Here is a 20,252-nt window from a genome sequence, read left to right as displayed (position 1 = left end):
AGCCGGGCACCCGCCACGGCAGCGCCGGGCCGGGGGTTCATCTCAATGGGCGAACGGTCCCGGCTCCGGCGTGCCGGGGGTGCGGCCGGGCGGACCGGCTCACTGATCGCGCTGCGCGCGGTGCGCGGCGACGCGTACCCGGGTGCCGCAGCGGGGCGAGCAGTAGCGCTGCGGCGACCGGCGGCCGGTGTCGATGAAGTAGTTGCGGCATCCGGGTGCCGCGCACCGGCCCCAGGCGCAGTACCCGCGCTCGCCGAACCAGAGCGCGAGGGCGAGGGCGGCCGTGGACAGGAGCCAGCGGGCGGGCTCCGTGCCCTCGGGCGCCCGGGAGTGGAGCGACCAGGGGCGGCCGGGCAGACGGACCAGACGGGGACGGGCCGGGTAGCGGTCGAGCAGATCGTTGATCGCGTCGGCCGCACGGTCCTCGTCGCTCAGCTCCAGGATCCCGGCGAGCGACGCCGCGGCGTCGCGCAGCTCCCCGGCGGCGGTCTCGGTGAGGGCGAGGGGCGGGCCGCCGTGGCGTTCCAGCACGGCCTGCAGATCGGCCGCGCTCGCCGGGACCTCGTCCTGGACCGTGTTGATCAGGTCGGTCAGGAAGTACAGGCCGCGGGGATTGTCGTCACCGGGTCCATTGCCGCTCATCGCGTCTCCTCTGCTCTGCGCCGTGCTGCCCGGCCCCATGGTAACGTCAATTTCGGAAGTTAGTCGTTACTTGGCCGGTCGGCCGTGTACACGGGGAGAATCATGTCTGTTCCGTCGAAGGTGTCCGTACTGCTCGTCGGGGGCGGACCGGTCGGCCTGACCATGTCGGCCCTGCTGTCCGGCCACGGCGTCGACCACCTGCTGGTCGAGGCCCGCCCGAAGACGTCGAGCCACCCGAAGGCACGCGGAGTGTCGGCACGGTCCATGGAGATCTTCCGGCGGATGGGCCTGGAGGAGCGCATCCGGGAGGCCGGCCTCCCGGCGTCCCAGGTCTTCTTCTACCGGGGCCGCGACCTCGTCGATCCGGATTTCGTCCGGACCGGACTGGCGCACGGCCCCCTGGAGGACGAGCAGGAGCACACCCCGTCACCGGGCCTGATCTGCTCCCAGGACGTGCTGGAGCCCATCCTCCGGCGGCGCGCCCAGGACCTGGCCGGCCCGCGGGTCCGGTTCGGCATGCGGCTGCTGTCCCTGGCCGACGACGGCCACGGAGTGACGGCCACGGTCGAGGACACCGCCACCGGGGACCGGCACTCCGTGCGCGCGGACTGGGCCGTCGGCTGCGACGGCGCCGCCGGCACCGTACGCACCGGGGCGGGAATCGCGATGGAGGGCCCCACCGGTCTGGGCCGGTACCTCAGCGTCCGCTTCGAGGCGCCGCTGGGCGAGGTCGTGGCCGACCGCGCCAGCGCCTCGTACTTCCTCACGGTGCCGGGAGGCGGTGGCTTCATGGCCGTCGACAACGACCGGCACTGGATCTACCAGCACCCGCTGGACCCGGCGGCGGAACAGCGGCCGGACATCCCCGACCACGGTGACCTGGCCCGGCTCATCCGCACCGCGGCGGGCATCCCCGACCTGGACGTGACCGTGCGGTCCACGATGACGTGGCGGATGGACGCCCGGCTCGCCGCCGCCTACCGCAGCTCGCGCGTGCTGCTGGCGGGCGACGCGGCCCACGCGATCCCGCCGTCCGGCGGGCACGGAATGAACACCGGCATCGGGGACGCCGACAATCTCGCCTGGAAGCTCGCTGCCGTCGTCGCCGGACATGCCGGAGACGCCCTGCTCGACACCTACGAGGCCGAACGCCGGCCGGTCGCCCGCCAGGTCCTCGACATCTCCACCGACAACGCCCGCAACCGCACGGGCTACCGCATCGACGACGAGCTCCTGCTGACCGCCGAGTACCGCTCCACCGCCGTCGTCACCGGCACCGGAACGGACGGCCGTGGCACCGCACTGGATCCCACGGGCCTCCACCCGGACTGCGCCCCCGGCCGGCGGGCACCGCACGTCCGGCTGGTCGGCGGGCCGCCCGGAGTCACCTCGACGCTCGACCTCGTCGGCCCCGGCTTCACCCTTCTCACCAGGACGGACAGCCCGGCCTGGCGTCAGGAGGCCGATGCCGTCCGCGCGGCGACCGGCATCCCGGTCGTGGCCCGCGCACTCGACACCGGGGCGCAGCGGGAAGCGGTGCCCGGACAGTGGGCCGGGTTCCGCGGCACGGCGGAAGCGGACGGCGCCGTCCTCGTACGTCCCGACGGGCATGTCGCCCTGGTCGCGCCCGGCTCCTCGCGCCCGGCGCTCGCCAAGACCCTGCGCCGCATCCTGTCCGCCGGGTGAGCGCCGCCCCGGCGGAAGGCCCTACGGCTTCTCGCCGGGATTGCGGGCGGCTTCCTCGTCGTACGCCGACGTGCCCGAGTCCAGCAGGGGCTCCTGGGTCTTGAGGTGTGCCGGCGCGAAGGCGCGCAGCACGTGATAGCCGGTGATCACCACGATGGTGCCGAGCGCGATCCCGCTCAGCTCGAAGTTGTCGGTGATCTTCAGGCTGACCCCGCCGACGCCGATGATGATGCCCGCGGCGGCCGGCACCAGGTTCAGCGGGTTGCGCAGATCGACCTTGGCGTTCAGCCAGATCTGGGCGCCGAGCAGGCCGATCATGCCGTAGAGGATGACGGTGATGCCGCCGAGCACCCCGCCGGGGATGGCGGCGACGACCGCGCCGAACTTGGGGCAGAGGCCGAAGAGCAGGGCGAAGCAGGCGGCGGCCCAGTACGCGGCGGTGGAGTAGACCCGGGTCGCGGCCATCACGCCGATGTTCTCCGAGTACGTGGTGTTCGGCGGACCGCCCACCGCGGTCGACAGCATCGACGCGGCGCCGTCGGCGGCGATCGCGGTGCCCAGCTTGTCGTCCAGCGAGGCGCCGGTCATCTCACCGACGGCCTTCACATGCCCGGCGTTCTCCGCGATCAGCGCGATGACCACCGGCAAGGCGACCAGGATCGCCGACAACTCGAAGCTCGGCGCGTGGAAGGACGGCAGCCCGATCCAGTCGGCCTTGGCGACCCCCGACAGGTCGAGCCGCCAGTGGTCCACGGCCTCCGCGCCGCCGGCCGGGGAGTGGATCTTGCCGAAGACCCGGTCGAGGACCCAGGACAGCGCGTACCCGAAGACCAGGCCGAGGAAGATCGCGATGCGCGAGAGGAAACCGCGCAGGCACACTACGGCCAGTCCGGTGAACAGCATCACCAGCAGGGCCGTCCACTGGTCCTGCGGCCAGTACGTCGACGCGGTGACCGGAGCCAGGTTGAAACCGATCAGCATGACGACCGCGCCGGTGACCACCGGCGGCATCGCCGCGTGGATGATCCGGGCACCGAACCGCTGCACCGCGAGACCGGCGAGGAAGAGCACCGCGCCGACGACGAAGACCGCACCGGTGACCACGGCACTGCTGCCGCCGCTCGCCCGGATCGTCGCCGCGACCCCGACGAAGGAGAGCGAACAGCCGAGGTAGCTGGGCACCTGGCCGCGGGTGGCCAGCAGGAAGACGGCCGTCGCGACACCCGACATCATGATCGCCAGGTTCGGGTCCAGACCCATGAGCACCGGGGCGACGAACGACGCCCCGAACATGGCGACCACGTGCTGGGCGCCCAGCCCGAACGTACGGGGCCAGGAGAGCCGTTCGTCCGGCCTGACCACGGCTCCCGGGGCGGGGGTCCTCCCGTCGCCGTGCAAGGTCCAGCGCACGCCGAGGCCCATGGTCGCTCCCTGAGTGTTGGGTGCGGAGCCGAGCGCCTCGCCGGGCACGTCGCTGCCGCAGAAATGATCAGCGCCATGGTAATGCCGGACCATGAGGTGTTCGCGGCCGGGCCGGGCCCTCCCGGACACGGACGGCGCAGGTGGGGCGGGGGGAGCGGGCCCGCCCGCCACCGCGACCGGTCAGGGGCGCGGCTCGGTGGCCGCCGGACCCCGGGCGCCGGCGTCCGGGGCACCCGCGTCGGAGGCCGGCACCGCCCGGCGGTCGCCCGCCCGCAGCACCCCCGCCCCCAGCACCAGACCGAACGCCAGCACCGTCACCAGGCCGAACGACACGACCAGCGAGGTCGCCTCGGCCAGCGAGCCGATCGCGGACGGGGCGATCAGCCCGGAGGTGTACGTGATGGTGGCGACGCCCGCGATCGCCTGGCTCGGGTTCGGACCGCTGCGCCCGGCCGCCGCGAAAGCGAGCGGTACGACCACGGCCACGCCGAGGCCGAGGAACCCGAAACCGCACATCGCCAGGGCCGCGTTCGGCGCCGCGACCACGAGCAGCCCGCCGAGCGTCGCGAGGACCCCGCCGAACCGAACGGTCGGGACCGCGCCGAAGCGGTCGACGACCTTGTCACCGGCGATCCGGGCGACTGCCATGGTCAGCGCGAACGCCGTCGTGGACGCCGCGGCGAGCCCCGCGGAGGTGTCCATGGTGTCCCGCAGATACACCGCCGACCAGTCCAGACTGGCGCCCTCCGCGAACACCGCGCAGAAGCCCACCGCACCGATGATCAGCGCCGACTTCGGCGGGAGCGTGAAGCGCGGCGGCGGCTCCTCGTCCGGTTCGCCGCGCAGATCCAGTACGTCCCGGCAGGCGATCAGGCCGAGCGCGGTGAGCACCAGGGCGGCCAGCGTGTGGTGCAGCCGGGCGTCGGCGCCCAGATGCGCGGCCACCGTGCCCGCCGCCGAACCGATCAGGGCGCCCACACTCCACATCCCGTGCAGCCCGGACATGATCGACTTGTCCAGGCGGTTCTCCACCTCGACGCCGAGGGCGTTCATCGCCACGTCCGACATGCCGGCCGAGGCCCCGTACACGAGGAGCGCGGCGCACAGTGTCAGCAGGTTGGGCGCCAGCGCGGGCAGGACCAGTGCCAGCGTCCACAGGGCGAGCAGTCCGCGCAGCGCGGTCCTGGCGCCGAAACGATGGCTGATCGCGCCGGCCAGCGGCATCGCGAGCGAGGCGCCGATCGCCGGGAAGGCGAGAGCCAGGCCGAGCTGGCCGGCGCTGACCCCGGCGTGGTCCTGGATCCAGGGCACCCGGGTGGCGAAGCTGCCGGTCACCGCGCCGTGCACGGTGAAGACCGCGGCGACGGCGAACCTGGCCCGCCTCACCTGCGCCGTGCCGAAGCCCGCGTCTGTGGAATCCGCTGTCATACCGCCGTGCCCTCCCCTGGGAGTTTCTCTCGGAATTCGCTGTCTCCGGTGTCCCGGTGCCCGTCTCCACGGTGCGCGCAGTAAACTATCAGGAACCCTGCCTGATAAATAGTGGGTCCGGGCGTCCAGTACGCCGGCGATCAGTACGACAGCGATCTGGAAGGATCCCGGCATGCCCGCATCACCGAGCACCGCACGGGCCATCAACGACCGGCTCGCCCTGCGACTGCTCCAGCAGGACGGCCCGCTGACGGCCACGCAGCTGAAGACCCTGACCGGCCTCTCCCGGCCCACCGTCGCGGACCTCGTGGAACGGCTCCAGGGAGCCGGTCTGATCAGAGTCGTCGGCGAGGCCGGTGCCGAGCGCCGCGGCCCCAATGCCCGGCTGTACGGGATCGCCGCCGACCGGGCCCATCTCGCCGCGCTCGACGTACGCACCCACAGCGTCGCCGTGGTCGTCGCCGATCTCGTCGGCACCACGCTCGCCGAGGCCACCCTGCCCATCGGCAGCGGCACCGACACCGAGGCCGCCGCCGAACGGGCCGCCGCGCTCCTGGAGCGCACCGCGCGCGAGGCCGGCGCCGGCCCGCTGCACAGCGTCGGCATCGGCGCACCCGGACTGATCGACCCGGTCACCGGCGAGCTGCGCGACACCAGCGGGCTGCCCGCCTGGCACCGGCGGCTGGTGCGGGTGCTCCAGCAACGGCTTCCCGCGACCGTGCTGGTCGAGAACGAGACCAACCTCGCGGCGGTCGCCGAACACCGGGGCGGATCGGCCGCCGACCGCGACACCTTCGTGCTCTTCTGGCTCGGCCACGGTGTCGGCGCCGCCGTCATGCTGGACGGGAAGCTGCGCCGGGGAGCCTCCGGCGGAGCGGGCGAGATCGGCTTCCTGCCGGTGCCCGGCACGGCCGGTGCGCCGTCCGCGCTCAACTGCGACGGCGGCTTCCACTCCCTGGTCGGCTCCGCCCCGGTCTGTGAACTGGCCGCCGCCCACGGCATCGCCGTGCCCCCGGGCGCGGCCGAGGGCGACAAGGAACCGGGAGCCGCGTCGGCGGTGCGGGCCGCGCTGGCCGGGGAGGGGGACCACGAGGCGTTCCTGGACACCCTCGCCGAGCGCCTCGCGCTGGGCGCCGCCGCCGTCGCCTCGGTCCTCGACCCGGGCTGTGTGCTGCTGGCGGGCGAGGTCGGCCACGCGGGCGGGGCCGCGCTCGCGGCACGGGTCGAGGAACGGCTGGCCCGGATGTCACCGCTGCGCACCGAGGTCAGGGCCGGCCGGCTGGGCGGCGCGGCGGTGCTCCGCGGCGCGCTGCTCGCCGCCCGGGACGCGGCCCAGGACGAGCTGTTCACACCGGCGGGTTAGGGCCGCTCGTCCGGATCGTGCCGGGCCCGCTGATCCGGCCCGGTCCGGACGGAGGACCCAGGTCCCCGGACAGCGGGGAGCCCGGCGGTGACCGGGGGCGGACCGGTCACCGCCGGGCGGCTGCGGGAGGGGCGTCAGCAGGCCCCGAGGTCCTGCCAGGCCCCCCAGTCACCGGTGGAACCGGGCTCCTCGCCCTTCGTCCACCACTTGGCCTTCCACTGGTGCGTGCCGTGGGAGACGGCCGTACCGGCGCCGTACTCGGAGCCCGCGCTCCAGACGGGCGCGGTGCAGCCGCCACCACCGGGCTCCGGCCCGGTCGACGGGTCCGGCGAGGGCGTCGACGTTCCGGTGCCGGGTTCGACCGGGGTGGTGCCGCGTGCCAGGTCGGCGGCGAGGGCGTACGACTTCCCGCCGAAGGTCACCGTCCAGTTCGACGGCGTCGAGGTGGGCAGGTAGTAGACGAAGTCGAGCTCGACCGAGGCGCCGGGGGCCAGGCTCTGCCAGGCCGGCAGCTTCAGCGAGACCCGGTTGTAGTCGCCCTTGAGCCCGCCGATGTTGTCGGCCGCGGTGTGGTCGCTGCGCACGATCGTCGTGCCGAAGCCCGACTGGTCCTTGGCGTTGGCCGGCGCGGACGTCGAGTAGTCGAACCGGAACTCCGTGGAGCCCGGCAGGGTCGCCTTCGTGTTGTTGGTGATCTTCAGCTTGGGGCTGATCGGGTAGTTGGAGTCGCCGAGCGGGAACCGGTCGAAGGACACATCGATGTCGATGGCCTCGGTGGGCAGATCGATGGTGGACCGCTTCGCGCCGTACGGGGTGGCCGACTTGAACCTGTCGTACATCGCCGAGGTCAGCGTGGAGCCCGGCTCGTACTGGCCCTTGGCGGCGTTCCAGCCGTAGTCGCCCGCGAGTTCCCAGATCATGGTGCCGCCGATGCCCTTGTCGACGACGTAGTCCGCCTTGGCGGCGACCGACTGCTCGTCCTCGGTGGACAGGAAGACCTTCTTCTCGGCGTTCCACAGCCAGGGCGCGACCAGCGTCGAGTCGTACTTGCGGGCGTAGGTGCCGGTCAGCTTCGTGTCGGCGGGGAAGCCGTAGTCGGTGACGTAGTCGCCGACGACCCCCTTCTCCAGGTTCTTCGCGTGCCACATGGGGTTGGAACCGGCGGGCGACTCCTTGCCCGCGGTGTCCAGGTCGTGCCAGAGGTTGTCGATGCCGACGGCGCCGTCACCGCACTTGGCCAGTCCGGCGCCGGCCGGGCAGTCGGTGGTGGCGGCCCTGCCCCACAGCCCGTCCGTGCCGCCCTGCACGTTCTTGAAACCGCGGGTGTAGTACGGCAGGCCGATGTTGATCCGGCCGGACGGCATCGAACCGCGGAAGTAGTGGTACGCCCAGTCGGTGTTGAGGTAGCCGGTGCCGCCGTACTGGGAGGTCGAGTAGACGCCCGCCTGGGCGAGTTCGGCGTCCTTGCCGTCGTCGAAGAGAGCGGCGTTGGGGCCGACGTACTCGTTCCAGGCACCGTGCAGGTCGTACGACATGATGTTGACGTAGTCCAGGTACTTCTGGACCTGGAAGGTCTCCATCCCGCGCAGCAGATAGCCGGACGAGGGCGCGGCCACGCTCAGCAGGTAGTGCGTGCCGTCGGCGGCGGACGCCCGGTCGAGCTTCTCGCGCAGCGTCTTCATCAGCGCGGCGTAGCCCTTGACCAGGCCGGCCCGGCGCGCGTTGGAGAGCGTCCGGTCCAGCGGGTTGCCGGAGTCCTTCATGGTCGTGGGGTACTCGTAGTCGATGTCGACGCCGTTGAAGCCGTACTTCTTGACGAACGCGACGGCGGAGTCGGCGAAGGTGTCGATACCGGCCTGGTTGACCGAGCCGTCGGCGTTGGTCGCCATCGAGTAGAAGCCGCCGGAGTCCACCCGCTTGCCGCTGTCGTCGAAGTAGCCGCCGGTCTCGGCCCAGCCGCCCACCGACACCATGGTCTTCACGTTCGGGTGCTTCTTCTTGAACTTGCCCATCAGGTTGAAATGGCCCTTGTAGGGGAGGCCCGGGTCCATCTCGGCGCCCGCGACACCCGGCCAGGTCATGCCGGTCGAGGCGTTGTCCGGCCCGTCGGCGCCGACCGAGAGCTTGTTGCCGCCGTCGACATGGGCGAACGCGTAATTCAAATGGGTGACTTTGTCCCAGGGGATGTCGGGGACGAGGTAGGCGGGTCTGCCGTCCTTGCCGGTCCGCCAGTTCGTGAAGTATCCGATGACCCGCCGCTGGTGGTCGGCGCCCATCTTCTCGCGGCCCTCGGTGTCGTAGACGGAGCAGTAGGGGACGGCGACGCCGGGCGTCTCGTAGAGCCCGTCGGGGCGACAGGACTCCTGGTCGGCGGCGGCCGACGGGGTGGCGGCGAGCGAGCCCATCAGCAGACCGGCGACGGCTGCGCCGGCCGCGAGCAGGGTGGCTCTCGCACGAGTGGGGGACAGCACGTTCGGTTCCTCCCGGGGAGGTTCGGCAGAACACAACTGGCAAGGGGGTGGGGCGTGTCGGTGCCCCGGGTGTGCGCACACCGCGGGACCGCTCCTCGGAGGTGACGCAGAGATTAAAAGGACTAGACCAGTGCGTCAATAGGTCTGGACCTTTAAGGGTCAACTTCTTCCGCCGGGCCGTCCGCCGGAGGTTCCCTGTGAGCCAGTCCACAGACACTCACCCGCATGGCCCACCGCCGGGCGTGGCACACTGATCGTGTACCAGCAGCAGCGCACTCCGGGGTCGGTGCAATTCCGAACCGGCGGTTATAGTCCGCGACCCGTCCGCATCCAGCGGCCGGTTGACCAGGTGAGATTCCTGGACCGACGGTTAAAGTCCGGATGGGAGGCAGTGCGCGGCGGGCCGTTTCGCGGGTACGCCGCCGTCGGCGGATGGTTTTCGGGCGACCGATCCATCCGTGTTTTCCGGCTTTTCCGGCGTTCCCCCGTGGTGTTCCCGCTTCATCTGTCGTCATCGACAGGCCCCGGAGTCCGTGCCCGAAGAGGCAGGAGGACCCGGTGGACACCGCAGCCGACATCACCGCCATGCGCCGTGCGATCACGCTCGCCGCCCGCGGTCTCGGCTCCACCAGCCCCAACCCCGTCGTCGGCTGCGTCATCCTCGACGCCGCGGGCCGGCAGGCCGGAGAAGGCTTCCACCAGCGGGCCGGCGGACCGCACGCCGAGATCCACGCCCTGCGCGAGGCGGGCGACCGGGCCCGCGGCGGCACCGCCTACGTCACCCTCGAACCCTGCAACCACACCGGCCGCACCGGCCCCTGTGCCCAGGCGCTCACCGAGGCCGGGGTCGCCCGCGTCGCCTACGCCGTCGGCGACCCGGACCCGCAGGCCACCGGCGGTGGCGACACCCTGCGCGCGGCCGGGATCAAGGCCGAGCAGGGGCTCCTCGCGGACGAGGCCGAGGCGGGCAACGCGGCCTGGCTCACCTCGGTGCGGCTGGGCCGTCCGTACGTCCTGTGGAAGTACGCGGCGACCCTCGACGGCCGGATCGCGGCCGCCGACGCCACCAGCCGCTGGATCACCTCCGCCGAGTCCCGCGCCGACGTCCACCGGCTGCGCGCCGAGGCCGACGCCGTGGTGGTCGGCTCCGGCACCGCCCGCACCGACGACCCGCAGCTCGGCGTACGCGGCATCGAGGGTGCCGTGCAGCCGCTGCGGGTGGTCGTCGACACCGGCGCCACCGCCGTACGCCCCGGCGCCCGGGTCCTGGACGACACCGCGCCCACCCTGATCGCCGTCGCCGAGGACGCCGACGCCGGACACCTGCCCGAAGCCGCCGTCCTGCGGCTGCCGCGTGCCGCCCACGGCCCCGGCCTGGACATCCCCGCCCTGCTCCGTGCCCTGCACGGGCGCGGTATCCGCTCCGTACTCCTCGAAGGCGGCCCGACCCTGGCCGGGGCCTTCGTCGCCGCGGGAACGGTCGACAAGGTCGTCGGCTATCTCGCCCCCGTACTCCTCGGCGCAGGCCCCGCGGCCCTCGCCGACGCCGGAATCTCCACCATCGCCGGGGCGTTGCGCCTCGATGTGACCGAGACCGTCCGCATCGGCCCCGATCTGCGCATCACCGCCGTCCCCGGCCCCGCCCGGAAGGGAAACTGAGTGTTCACCGGAATTGTCGAAGAACTGGGTGAAGTCACCGCCGTCGAGAAGCTCGCCGACGCCTCCCGCTTCCGCCTGCGCGGCCCAGTGGTCACCGAAGGCGCCAAGCACGGCGACTCCATCGCCGTCAACGGCGTCTGCCTCACCGTCGTCGACCTCGGCGACGGCGAATTCACCGCCGACGTCATGGCCGAGACCCTCGACCGGTCCAGCCTCGGCGCCCTGGACACCGGCTCCCGGGTCAACCTGGAACGCCCCATGGCGGTCGGCGGCCGGCTCGGCGGACACATCGTCCAGGGCCATGTCGACGGCACCGGGCGCATCGTCGAGCGCAGGATCTCCGAGAACTGGGAGATCGTGAAGGTCTCTCTCCCCGCGCACCTGAGCCGCTACGTGGTCGAGAAGGGATCGATCACCGTCGACGGCGTCAGCCTCACCGTGGTGGAGGCCGGAACCGACTACTTCACCATCAGCCTCATCCCCACCACCCTCGCCCTGACCACGCTCGGCATCAAGGAGCCCGGCGACCCGGTCAACCTGGAGGTGGACGTCATCGCGAAGTACGTCGAGCGACTGCTCGGCAACACCGCGCAGGAACCCGGGGAGCCGGTCCGGTGAGCGCCCTGCACTGGCTGAACTCGGAGGCGTTCACCGTCTTCGGGCAGCACATCATCTGGTCCGACATGATCGGCAACACCGTCGGTCTGATCGCCCTGACCCTGGGCTGGCTCCGCTCGATCTGGACCTGGCCCGCCCAGCTGCTGTCCGGCGTCGTGCTGGTCGCCGCCAACGCCTCCGTGCACCAGGCGGGCAGCGTCGGCAAGCAGGTCGTCGTGATCGCCGTGGCCGTCTGGGGCTGGCAGCAGTGGACCCGGGGCAGGCAGCAGGCCCAGGACGGCTCCATCGCCGTACGGTTCGCCACCTGGCGCGAGCGCGGCTACCTGCTCGGCGGCGCCGCCCTCGGCACCCTCGCCGTCGGCGGCCTGTTCACCGCGTTCCCCTCGCTCTCCTGGAGCCCCTGGGCGGACGCGTACATATTCGCCGGCACGCTCGTGGCGATGCTCGCCCAGGCCCGCGGCATGGTCGAGTTCTGGTTCGCCTGGCTGCTGGTCGACCTGGTCGGCGTACCGCTGAACTTCCACAGCGGGCTGGCCTTCTCCGGTCTCATCTACGTCGTGTACGGCGCCCTGGTCCTGTGGGGCATGCGCGACTGGTGGCTGCGTTCGCGGACACCCGCTCTGGAAGGAGCCACGGCATGACTGCCCAGCCCACCTGGTTGCACCGGGAACCCCCGAGCGCCGCGGAGGACCTCCGCCTCGACCCCGTCGAGCAGGCGATCCGCGACATCGCCGCCGGACGGCCCGTCGTGGTCGTCGACGACGAGGACCGGGAGAACGAGGGCGACCTCGTCGTCGCAGCCGAGAAGGCCACACCCGAGATCGTCGCGTTCATGATGAGCGAGTGCCGCGGCCTGATCTGCGCACCCATGGAGAACGACGAGCTGGAACGGCTCGCACTCCCGCAGATGGTCGACCACAACACCGAGTCGATGCGCACCGCGTTCACCGTCACCGTCGACGCGTCCGCCGCCCACGGCGTCACCACCGGCATCTCCGCCGCCGACCGGGCCACCACGCTCCGGCTGCTCGCCGGCGGCGAGGCCGGCCCCGGCGACTTCGTGCGCCCCGGCCACATCTTCCCGCTCCGCGCCCGCTCCGGCGGCGTACTGGTCCGCAACGGCCACACCGAGGCCGCCGTCGACCTCGCCCGGCTCGCCGGACTGCGGCCCGCCGGGGCCATCGTGGAGATCGCCGGCGAGGACGGCGTGATGCTGCGGCTGCCCCAGCTCGTCCCGTTCGCCCGCAAGCACGGCCTCACGATCATCTCCATCGAGGACCTGATCGCCTACCGCCGCAGCTCCGAGCCGACCGTCCGCCGCGAGGCCGAGGTACGGCTGCCGACGGCCTTCGGCGCGTTCACCGCGTACGGCTACCGCTCCACCACCGACGGCGTCGAACACGTCGCCCTCGTCCACGGCGACCTCGGGGACGGCGACGACGTCCTGGTCCGGGTTCACTCCGAGTGCCTGACCGGAGACATCTTCCAGTCCCAGCGCTGCGACTGCGGGCCCCAGCTGCACGCGTCCATGCGGCGGATCACCGAGGAGGGCCGCGGTGTCGTCGTCTATCTGCGCGGCCACGAGGGCCGGGGCATCGGCCTGCTGTCCAAGCTGCGCGCCTACGAACTCCAGGAGCGCGGCATCGACACCCTCGACGCGAACCTGGAGCTCGGCCTGCCCGCCGACGCCCGGGACTACGCGGCCGGCGCCCAGATCCTCAAGGACCTCGGCGTGCACAGCCTGAGGCTGATGACCAACAACCCCGACAAGACGGCCGCGATCCTGCGGCACGGGCTCGCCGTCACCGGCCGCGAGCCGATGCCCGTCCAGGCCGGCGAGCACAATCTGCGTTACCTGCGCACCAAGCGCGACCGCATGGGGCACGACCTGCCCTGGCTCGACGCCGCCAAGGCGTCGACCTGCGGCAACCAGTGACGAATCACGGAAACGAGCGGCAGGAGAGACATGAGCGGCAAGGGCGCACCCGAACTGTCCGTACGCAACTGCGGTGACCTGCGCGTGGCGGTCGTCGCCGCGCAGTGGCACGAGAAGATCATGGACGGCCTCGTCGACGGCGCCCTGCGCGCCCTGCACGAGCTCGGCATCGACGAGCCGACCCTGCTCCGGGTGCCCGGCAGCTTCGAACTCCCGGTCGTCGCCAAGGTCCTCGCGGGCCGCGGCTACGACGCGGTCGTCGCCCTCGGCGTGATCATCCGCGGCGGCACCCCGCACTTCGAGTACGTGTCCCACGGCGTCACCAACGGCCTCACCCAGGTCGCCGTCGACACCGGAGTCCCGGTCGGCTTCGGCGTACTCACGTGCGACACCGAGGAGCAGGCGCTCGACCGGGCCGGTCTCGAAGGGTCCAACGAGGACAAGGGGCACGAAGCGGTCACCGCGGCCGTCGCCACCGCCGCCACGCTGCGCACGGTCAGCGAGCCCTGGCGCTGATCACAGGGCACCGACCCCGTACTCTAAGACCATCATGGCGAACAAAACCTTCGAAGAGCTCTTCGCCGAGCTGCAGCTCAAGGCCGCCAACGGCGACCCCTCCACCTCCCGTACCGCCGAGCTCGTGGACAAGGGCGTCCATGCCATCGGCAAGAAGGTCGTCGAGGAGGCCGCCGAAGTCTGGATGGCCGCCGAGCACGAGAGCAAGGACGCCGCCGCCGAGGAGATCTCCCAGCTGCTGTACCACGTCCAGGTGATGATGGTCGCCCGCGGGATCTCGCTCGACGACGTCTACGCCCACCTCTGAGCACCACCCCCGCACCACGTACATCCGCACGTCCGCAGAAGACTCCCTCCTCGCAAAGGAAACCTGACCTCATGCTGCGCATCGCCGTCCCCAACAAGGGTTCACTCTCCGGGCCTGCGATGGCGATGCTCCATGAGGCCGGCTACCAGCAGCGCAAGGAGTCCAAAGAGCTCGTCCTCGTCGACCCCGAGAACGAGGTCGAGTTCTTCTACCTGCGGCCGCGCGACATCGCGATCTACGTCAGCTCCGGCCGGCTCGACATCGGCATCACCGGCCGCGACCTGCTGCTGGACTCCGGCGCGGACTCCGAGGAGATCCTCCAGCTCGGCTTCGCCCGCTCCACCTTCCGCTACGCCACCAAGCCCGGCACCGCCGAGGGCCCGCAGGACTTCGACGGCATGACGATCGCCACCTCCTACGAGGGCATCGTCGCCAAGCACCTCGCCGACGTCGGCGTCAACGCCTCCGTCGTCCACCTCGACGGCGCCGTCGAGACCGCCATCGAGCTCGGTGTCGCCCAGGTCATCGCCGACGTCGTGGAGACCGGCACCAGCCTGCGCAACGCCGGACTCGAAGTCATCGGCGAGCCGATCATGAAGTCCGAGGCCGTCGTCATCCGCCGCACCGGCGCACCCGACGACGACCCCAAGGTGCGGCAGTTCCTCCGCCGCCTCCAGGGCGTCCTGGTCGCCCGCTCCTACGTGATGATGGACTACGACTGCCGCGTCGAGCACCTGGAGCGCGCGGTCGCCCTCACCCCGGGCCTGGAGTCGCCGACCATCTCGCCGCTGCACCACGAGGGCTGGGTCGCCGTCCGTTCCATGGTCGCCGCCCGGGAGGCCCAGCGGATCATGGACGATCTGTACGACCTCGGCGCCCGCGCCATCCTCACCACCGCCATCCACGCCTGCCGCCTCTGACGGCCGGCCGCCCGGAAGACAGAAGAACACCATGTCCGCCCCCGCACCCCGGCCCGAACTCCCCACGCTCCCGGTCACGTTCCGGCCGACCCGAACCCGGGTGGTCCTGCTGAGCGTGGGGGCGGTGATGTTCCTCGTCATCACCGCCGTCGCGCTGACCCTGGAGCAGCTGAGCCCGGGGGAGCGGGCCAGCTTCGTCTTCACGGCGCTTTTGTTCTTCGGTGTGCTGGCGCTGCTCAGCCGCCCCAAGGTCGTCGCGAACGAGGACGGGGTGACCGTGGTCAATCTCACCCGGACGCGCCGGCTGTCCTGGGCGGAGATCCTCCGGGTCAACCTGCGCGTCGGCGACCCCTGGGTCTTCCTCGACCTCAGCGACGGGACCAGCATGCCCGCCCTCGGCATCCAGCCGGGAATCGCCAAGCAGCAGGCCATCCGCGACGCCCGGACGCTGCGCGCCCTCGCCGAGAACCACGGCACCGGAACGGACATCGGCTGAGCCCCCTGCCCCGCGAGGCCGCTTCTTGATTACTCTGGAGGACGGCGGTGCCCCTGCGCACCCCGCCCCGCACCCAGAGGTCCATGAGACCGGCGGGGCTTTCCTGCGACCCAAGGAGTGACTCCTTCCAGCAATGGACGGATCGTCCGGTAGTACCTGCGCCGCCCCTTCCCCGGAGGCGGCGGCATGACCACCCCCCTGCTGCTTCTGAGCGCGGCATTCCTTCTCATCCTCGCCAACGGATTCTTCGTGGCAGCCGAATTCGGGCTCGTCACGGTGGAGCGGCCGGACGCCGAGCGCGCCGCCGCCGAGGGCGACCGGCGGGCCCGTACCGTCGTCGAAGCCCTGCGCGAACTCTCCTTCCAGCTCTCCGGCACCCAGCTGGGCATCACCATCACCTCACTGGTCGTCGGCATGCTCGCCGAACCGGCGCTCGCCCAGCTGCTGGACGGCCCGCTCACCGCGACCGGGCTGCCCGACGGCGCCGTCCCCGGCATCAGCGTGGTGATCGGGATGATGGTGGCCTCCGCCGTCCAGATGGTGATCGGCGAACTCGTACCGAAGAACTGGGCGGTCTCCCGGCCGCTCCAGGTCGCCCGGTTCGTCGCCGGCCCCCAGCACCGTTTCTCCGCCGCCTTCCGGCCGGTGATCAGCCTGCTGAACACCGTGGCCAACCGGCTGGTGCGGCTGCTGGGCGTCGAACCCACCGACGAACTGGCCTCCGCCCGTACCCCCGGGGAGCTGGTCTCCCTGGCCCGGCACTCGGCCGAGGCCGGCACCCTCGAACAGGACACCGCGGACCTCTTCGTACGGACCCTGTCGCTCGCCGGACTCACCGCCCAGCACGTCATGACCCCACGGGTGAAGGTCAGCGCCCTGCAGTCCTCGGCGACCGCACAGGACGTCCTCAACCTCACCCGTGCCACCGGGCTCTCCCGCTTCCCCGTCTACCGGGAACGGATCGACGAGGTCGTCGGCATGATCCACCTCAAGGACGCACTCGCCGTGCCCGCCCAGGACCGGCTGCGCACCCCCGCCGGACGGATCGCCGTACCGCCGCTCCTGGTCCCCGAGACCCTGCCCGTCGAACAGCTGCTCCAGCGGCTGCGCAACGAGCAGCCGATCGCCGTGGTGGTCGACGAGTACGGCGGCACCGCCGGAGTCGTCACCCTGGAGGACATCATCGAGGAGCTCGTCGGCGAGGTCAGGGACGAGCACGACGCCGAGGGCGCCGACCGGCCCGAGCTCGCCCCCGCCGCCCCGGAGGACGGCCGCCCGGCCTGGGACGCCGAGGGCAGCTGCCGGGTCCTCACCCTGCGCCGGATAGGACTCGACGTCCCCGACGGACCGTACGAGACCGTGGCCGGACTCGTCGCCGATCTGCTGGGACGGATCCCCGCCCCCGGCGACCGGGCGGAGCTGCCCGGCTGGCGGATCTCCGTCCGCCAGGTCGGCCACTACCGGGCCGAGAAGGTCCGCTTCGTCCGCACGGCCGAGGCCCCGGTGGCCCAGGACCTCCTGGAGGCCGTGCGATGAGCCTGGTCCAACTGCTCTTCGCCGCACTCCTCGTGCTGGCGAACGGCTTCTTCGTCGGCGCCGAGTTCGCCCTCGTCTCCGTACGGCGCAGCCAGGTCGAGCCCCTCGCGGCGGCCGGTTCGGGCCGGGCCCGGCAGGTGCTGTACGGGCTGGAGAACCTGCCGCGGATGATGGCCGCCGCCCAGTTCGGCATCACCGTCTGCTCACTGACCCTCGGCGCCGTCGCCGAACCGACCGTCGCCCATCTGCTGGAGCCGGTCTTCCAGGCGGTCCATCTGCCCGAGGGCCTGATCCATCCGCTCGGCTACGTCCTGGCGCTCGTCTTCGTGGTCTTCCTCCACCTCGTCATCGGCGAGATGGTCCCGAAGAACCTCGCGATGGCGGCGCCGGAGAAGACCGCGCTCTGGCTCAGCCCCGGCCTCGTCGGCTTCGCCCGCGTCTGCCGCCCGGTCACCGTCGCGCTGGGCGCCTGCGCCCGGCTGGTGCTCAGGATCTTCGGCGTCGAACCGAAGGACGAGGTCGAGGCCGTCTTCACCAGCGAGCAGCTCAACCGGCTCGTCGAGGACTCCGGCCAGGCCGGACTGCTGGAGCCGGAGGCGCAGGAGCGGCTGGAGGACGCGCTGGAGCTGGGCAGCAGGCCCGTCACCGATGTGCTGCTCGGCCGGGCGTCCCTGGTGACCGTGGACCCGTCCGTCACCCCGCACCGGATCGAGGAGCTGACCGTACGCACCGGCTACTCGCGCTTCCCCGTGTGCGCGGAGGGCGGCGGTCCGTTCATGGGCTACCTGCACGTCAAGGACGTGCTGGACCTGGAGGACGGCGAGCGGGCCGTCCCCCAGCACGTATGGCGCCCGATGGCGACCGTACGGGCCGAGCTGCCCCTGGACGACGCCCTGACCGTGATGCGCAGGGCGGCCACGCACCTGGCACAGGTCGCGGACGCGTCCGGCCGGATCCTCGGCCTGGTCGCCATGGAGGACGTCCTGGAGATGCTCGTCGGCGAGGTGCGCGACCCGGCCCACCGGATCGCGGTGCCGCGCCGGGCGGCGGAACCCGCGGGCACCACGACCGGATACGGCGAACTCACCGCAGCGGTCCGCTGACCGCACCGTCCCGGTCCGCCGGAGGGGCCGTCGCCCGGCCCCTCCGGCCACCGGGGCTCACAGCGCCGGCGGCTCCTGCGGCCCCCGGTCCACCGGCCCCCGGCCGGACAGCACCTCGCCGTACGCCTGCATCAGGTCCGGCAGCCGCAGCGTGGCCAGATCGTCCCGGCTCGGCACGGCCGCGTAGCCGGAGAGCCGGAGATCGCGGTAGGCGCAGCTCTTCTCGTACAGGGTGCGCAGGAACCGGCCGTTGCCCAGCTCGTCGATCCAGCCCTGCTCGACCACATGGCCGCTGATGGACCGCAGCTCGTCCAGGGACTCCTCGTCCCACGCGTCGTCGTTCTCCGCCGCCAGCACCTCACCGATCGAGGTGAGCTCAAGCGGCCGGTAGCTCGGGAAGTCCACCCGGGTGGTGAAGCGCGAGGAGAGCCCCGGATTGGTGGCCAGCAGCCGGTCCATGCCCTCCGGATAGCCCGCGAGGATGACGACGAGATGGTCCCGGTTGTCCTCCGCGCGCTTGAGGAGGACCTGCAGCGCCTCGTCGCCGTACGCGTCGCCCTTGCTGTAGCCGCTGTTGGCGAGGCTGTACGCCTCGTCGACGAAGAGCACCCCACCGAGCGCCGAGTCGATCAGCTCATTGGCCTTGACCGCGGTCTGGCCGAGGAACTCGCCCACCAGATCGGCCCGTTGGGCCTCGACCAGATGGTCGCCGCCGAGCAGCCCCAGCGCGTAGAAGACCCGGCCCAGAATGCGGGCCACCGTGGTCTTGCCGGTGCCGGACGGGCCCGAGAAGACGAAATGGCGCTTCGGCGGCTGCACGGGAAGCCCCTGGCCGGCCCGCAGCCGCGCCATGTTCAGCTGCGCGGACAACGCCTTGACCTGGCGCTTCACCGGCTCCAGCCCCACCATCCGCTCCAGCTCGGCCAGCGCCTGGGCGAGCAGCACCGGATCGCTGGGCCCCGCCGGGAACGGGGACGCCGGCTGGCCGGGCACCGCCGCTCTGCGCCGCGTCCCGCCGGACGGCGGCGGCATCCCGACATCCACGAAACCGGGCACCTCACCGCCGGGCCGCAGCTCCCGTCCGTCCACCGGATCGGCGCCGAGCAGCGGATCCGCGTCCGGCTGCGCCTCCGAAACGGTGCCGTCGGTACCGAGCCCGGCCAGCGACACGGCGGCCAGGCCGGCCGCCTCGTCGGAGCCCTCCAGGCCGTCGTAGTCCGCGATCGCGGCGAGCCGCGCCGAGGTGTCCATGAACGCGGGGTCGATCCGGTGCACCGCCCGGTAGAGCGGCAGGGCGGCGGCGCTGCGACCGGTGCCCTCGTGCGCACGGGCCAGCCAGTAGCGCAGCTCCTTGCGCTGCGGCTGCTCGCTGCGGCAGCGCATCAGCGCGGTGGAGAGCAGCGGCTCGGCCTGCCCGTACATCTCCAGGCGCACCCGGGCCATGCCGCCGAACAGCCCGGCCTCGATGCCCAGCAGCGGATCGTCCACCAGCTGCTCGGTGTTGCGTACGAGCTGTTCCCAGTCCTTGACCAGGTACGAACGGCAGGCGTGCAGAAAGCGCACCTGCGGGTCGGTGTCCACCGGCGGCAGGCCCGCGAGCGCCCGGTCCAGTTCGGGAACGTGGCGGCCGTCCAGCCAGTGCGAGGCGTGCGCCAGCAGCAGGTCCCGTGCGCTCTCCAGGACCGGCTGCACCCACCAGCCCAGCCAGTACCAGGAGTTGAGCGTGCGCCGGTGCCGGGTGCGCTGCTCGCCGAAGCGCTCGCGGTGGCGGTACATGTGCAGCAGCGCCGCAGTCGTGTCGACCCTCAGCGCATGGAGGCCGAGCCAGCCGTCCGCCATGCCGGGATCGAGCCGGACCGCGGCCCTGAACTCCTCCTCGGCCTGTGGGTAGGCGCCCATGGTGTAGGCGTCCACGCCGCGCAGCCAGGCGAGGTCGGCCGGGGCCTGTGCGCCCTGAGTGCCGATGTCCATCTGGTCCCCCACAAACCGTGCCCCCAGGATGTCCCGCCGCACGATTCTGCCCACCCGGGCGCGCCGAATCACTTTGCCGCAGACGGGAATTGACCGCACCGAGAGGCATCGTACCTGCGCAGGGAGTGTGCGACTAAGAGCGCCGCAGGCCGAAGGGAGACCGTGACCCAGGGTGAGT

General features: G+C 72.0%; 17 protein-coding genes and 1 riboswitch. Of the genes, 12 read left to right on the top strand and 5 right to left on the bottom strand.

Translation table 11 applies throughout. The features are described 5' to 3' along the window. Positions 1 to 99: 99 nt before the first annotated feature. A complete protein-coding gene (locus AADR41_RS07155; RefSeq protein WP_342280521.1) occupies positions 100 to 642 on the bottom strand; it encodes a CGNR zinc finger domain-containing protein in 543 nt (180 codons plus the stop codon). Between the two features lie 102 nt (positions 643 to 744). Between AADR41_RS07155 and AADR41_RS07150 the strand changes: the two genes are divergently transcribed. Next, positions 745 to 2,328 carry an FAD-dependent monooxygenase gene (locus tag AADR41_RS07150; RefSeq protein WP_342280520.1) on the top strand — a complete coding sequence of 528 codons (1,584 nt, stop codon included), beginning with the start codon at positions 745 to 747 and terminating at the stop codon, positions 2,326 to 2,328. A 21-nt stretch (positions 2,329 to 2,349) separates the two neighbouring features. Here the strand turns inward: AADR41_RS07150 and AADR41_RS07145 are convergent, their stop codons facing one another. Both AADR41_RS07145 and AADR41_RS07140 read right to left on the bottom strand, forming a co-directional pair. Beyond that, a complete protein-coding gene (locus tag AADR41_RS07145) occupies positions 2,350 to 3,750 on the bottom strand; it encodes a uracil-xanthine permease family protein (RefSeq protein ID WP_342280519.1) in 1,401 nt (466 codons plus the stop codon). Between the two features lie 180 nt (positions 3,751 to 3,930). Further along, positions 3,931 to 5,178 (bottom strand): MFS transporter, encoded by a 1,248-nt coding sequence (locus AADR41_RS07140; RefSeq protein ID WP_342280518.1) that lies wholly within the window; start codon positions 5,176 to 5,178, stop codon positions 3,931 to 3,933. Between the two features lie 172 nt (positions 5,179 to 5,350). On the opposite strand from AADR41_RS07140, the gene AADR41_RS07135 reads away from it, so the two are divergent. After that, positions 5,351 to 6,541: an ROK family transcriptional regulator gene (locus AADR41_RS07135; protein ID WP_342280517.1), complete on the top strand. Its 1,191-nt coding sequence runs from the start codon at positions 5,351 to 5,353 to the stop codon at positions 6,539 to 6,541. Between the two features lie 134 nt (positions 6,542 to 6,675). On the opposite strand, the gene AADR41_RS07130 is transcribed toward AADR41_RS07135, so the two are convergent. Continuing rightward, positions 6,676 to 9,012, bottom strand: coding sequence for a chitinase C-terminal domain-containing protein (locus tag AADR41_RS07130; RefSeq protein WP_342280516.1), 2,337 nt, complete (start codon positions 9,010 to 9,012; stop codon positions 6,676 to 6,678). Between the two features lie 268 nt (positions 9,013 to 9,280). Beyond that, a riboswitch (FMN riboswitch) is annotated at positions 9,281 to 9,411 on the top strand. Positions 9,412 to 9,570: 159 nt separating this feature from the next. Here AADR41_RS07130 and ribD point away from each other — a divergent pair. The 10 genes from ribD to AADR41_RS07080 all read left to right on the top strand — a co-directional run bounded on the left by ribD (position 9,571) and on the right by AADR41_RS07080 (position 18,103). Then, the gene (gene ribD, locus AADR41_RS07125; RefSeq protein ID WP_342280515.1) at positions 9,571 to 10,671 is read left to right on the top strand and encodes a bifunctional diaminohydroxyphosphoribosylaminopyrimidine deaminase/5-amino-6-(5-phosphoribosylamino)uracil reductase RibD; all 1,101 of its coding nucleotides are present in this window, start codon (positions 9,571 to 9,573) and stop codon (positions 10,669 to 10,671) included. Further along, complete coding sequence (locus AADR41_RS07120) at positions 10,672 to 11,289, top strand: riboflavin synthase (RefSeq protein WP_342280514.1); 618 nt, start codon at positions 10,672 to 10,674, stop codon at positions 11,287 to 11,289. It abuts the gene before it with no gap. Continuing rightward, a complete protein-coding gene (locus AADR41_RS07115) occupies positions 11,286 to 11,930 on the top strand; it encodes a nicotinamide mononucleotide transporter family protein (RefSeq protein ID WP_342280513.1) in 645 nt (214 codons plus the stop codon). The genes AADR41_RS07120 and AADR41_RS07115 overlap by 4 nt, the downstream gene beginning before the upstream one ends. Further along, positions 11,927 to 13,225 (top strand): bifunctional 3,4-dihydroxy-2-butanone-4-phosphate synthase/GTP cyclohydrolase II, encoded by a 1,299-nt coding sequence (locus AADR41_RS07110; RefSeq protein WP_342280512.1) that lies wholly within the window; start codon positions 11,927 to 11,929, stop codon positions 13,223 to 13,225. The genes AADR41_RS07115 and AADR41_RS07110 overlap by 4 nt, the downstream gene beginning before the upstream one ends. 30 nt (positions 13,226 to 13,255) lie before the next feature. Next, positions 13,256 to 13,741 carry a 6,7-dimethyl-8-ribityllumazine synthase gene (gene ribH / locus AADR41_RS07105; RefSeq protein WP_124718909.1) on the top strand — a complete coding sequence of 162 codons (486 nt, stop codon included), beginning with the start codon at positions 13,256 to 13,258 and terminating at the stop codon, positions 13,739 to 13,741. A gap of 34 nt (positions 13,742 to 13,775) precedes the next feature. Then, positions 13,776 to 14,048 carry a phosphoribosyl-ATP diphosphatase gene (locus tag AADR41_RS07100; RefSeq protein ID WP_018524273.1) on the top strand — a complete coding sequence of 91 codons (273 nt, stop codon included), beginning with the start codon at positions 13,776 to 13,778 and terminating at the stop codon, positions 14,046 to 14,048. A 71-nt stretch (positions 14,049 to 14,119) separates the two neighbouring features. Next, on the top strand, positions 14,120 to 14,968 hold the full coding sequence (gene hisG, locus AADR41_RS07095; RefSeq protein WP_342280511.1) for an ATP phosphoribosyltransferase: 849 nt from the start codon (positions 14,120 to 14,122) through the stop codon (positions 14,966 to 14,968). Positions 14,969 to 14,999: 31 nt separating this feature from the next. Then, positions 15,000 to 15,464, top strand: a complete 465-nt coding sequence (locus AADR41_RS07090; RefSeq protein WP_342280510.1) for a PH domain-containing protein — start codon at positions 15,000 to 15,002, stop codon at positions 15,462 to 15,464. A 186-nt stretch (positions 15,465 to 15,650) separates the two neighbouring features. Further along, on the top strand, positions 15,651 to 17,000 hold the full coding sequence (locus tag AADR41_RS07085) for a hemolysin family protein (protein ID WP_342280509.1): 1,350 nt from the start codon (positions 15,651 to 15,653) through the stop codon (positions 16,998 to 17,000). Beyond that, positions 16,997 to 18,103: a hemolysin family protein gene (locus AADR41_RS07080; protein ID WP_342280508.1), complete on the top strand. Its 1,107-nt coding sequence runs from the start codon at positions 16,997 to 16,999 to the stop codon at positions 18,101 to 18,103. Before AADR41_RS07085 ends, AADR41_RS07080 begins: the two co-directional genes overlap by 4 nt. 57 nt (positions 18,104 to 18,160) lie before the next feature. On the opposite strand, the gene AADR41_RS07075 is transcribed toward AADR41_RS07080, so the two are convergent. Further along, positions 18,161 to 20,074 (bottom strand): AAA family ATPase, encoded by a 1,914-nt coding sequence (locus tag AADR41_RS07075; RefSeq protein WP_342280507.1) that lies wholly within the window; start codon positions 20,072 to 20,074, stop codon positions 18,161 to 18,163. Positions 20,075 to 20,252 lie beyond the last annotated feature (178 nt).

The organism is Streptomyces sp. CLV115 (assembly GCF_038448545.1).
Lineage (GTDB): Bacteria > Actinomycetota > Actinomycetes > Streptomycetales > Streptomycetaceae > Streptomyces > Streptomyces sanglieri.
Note: the sequence above shows the minus strand (reverse complement) of the source record. Positions and strands in the feature narration are given on the sequence as shown.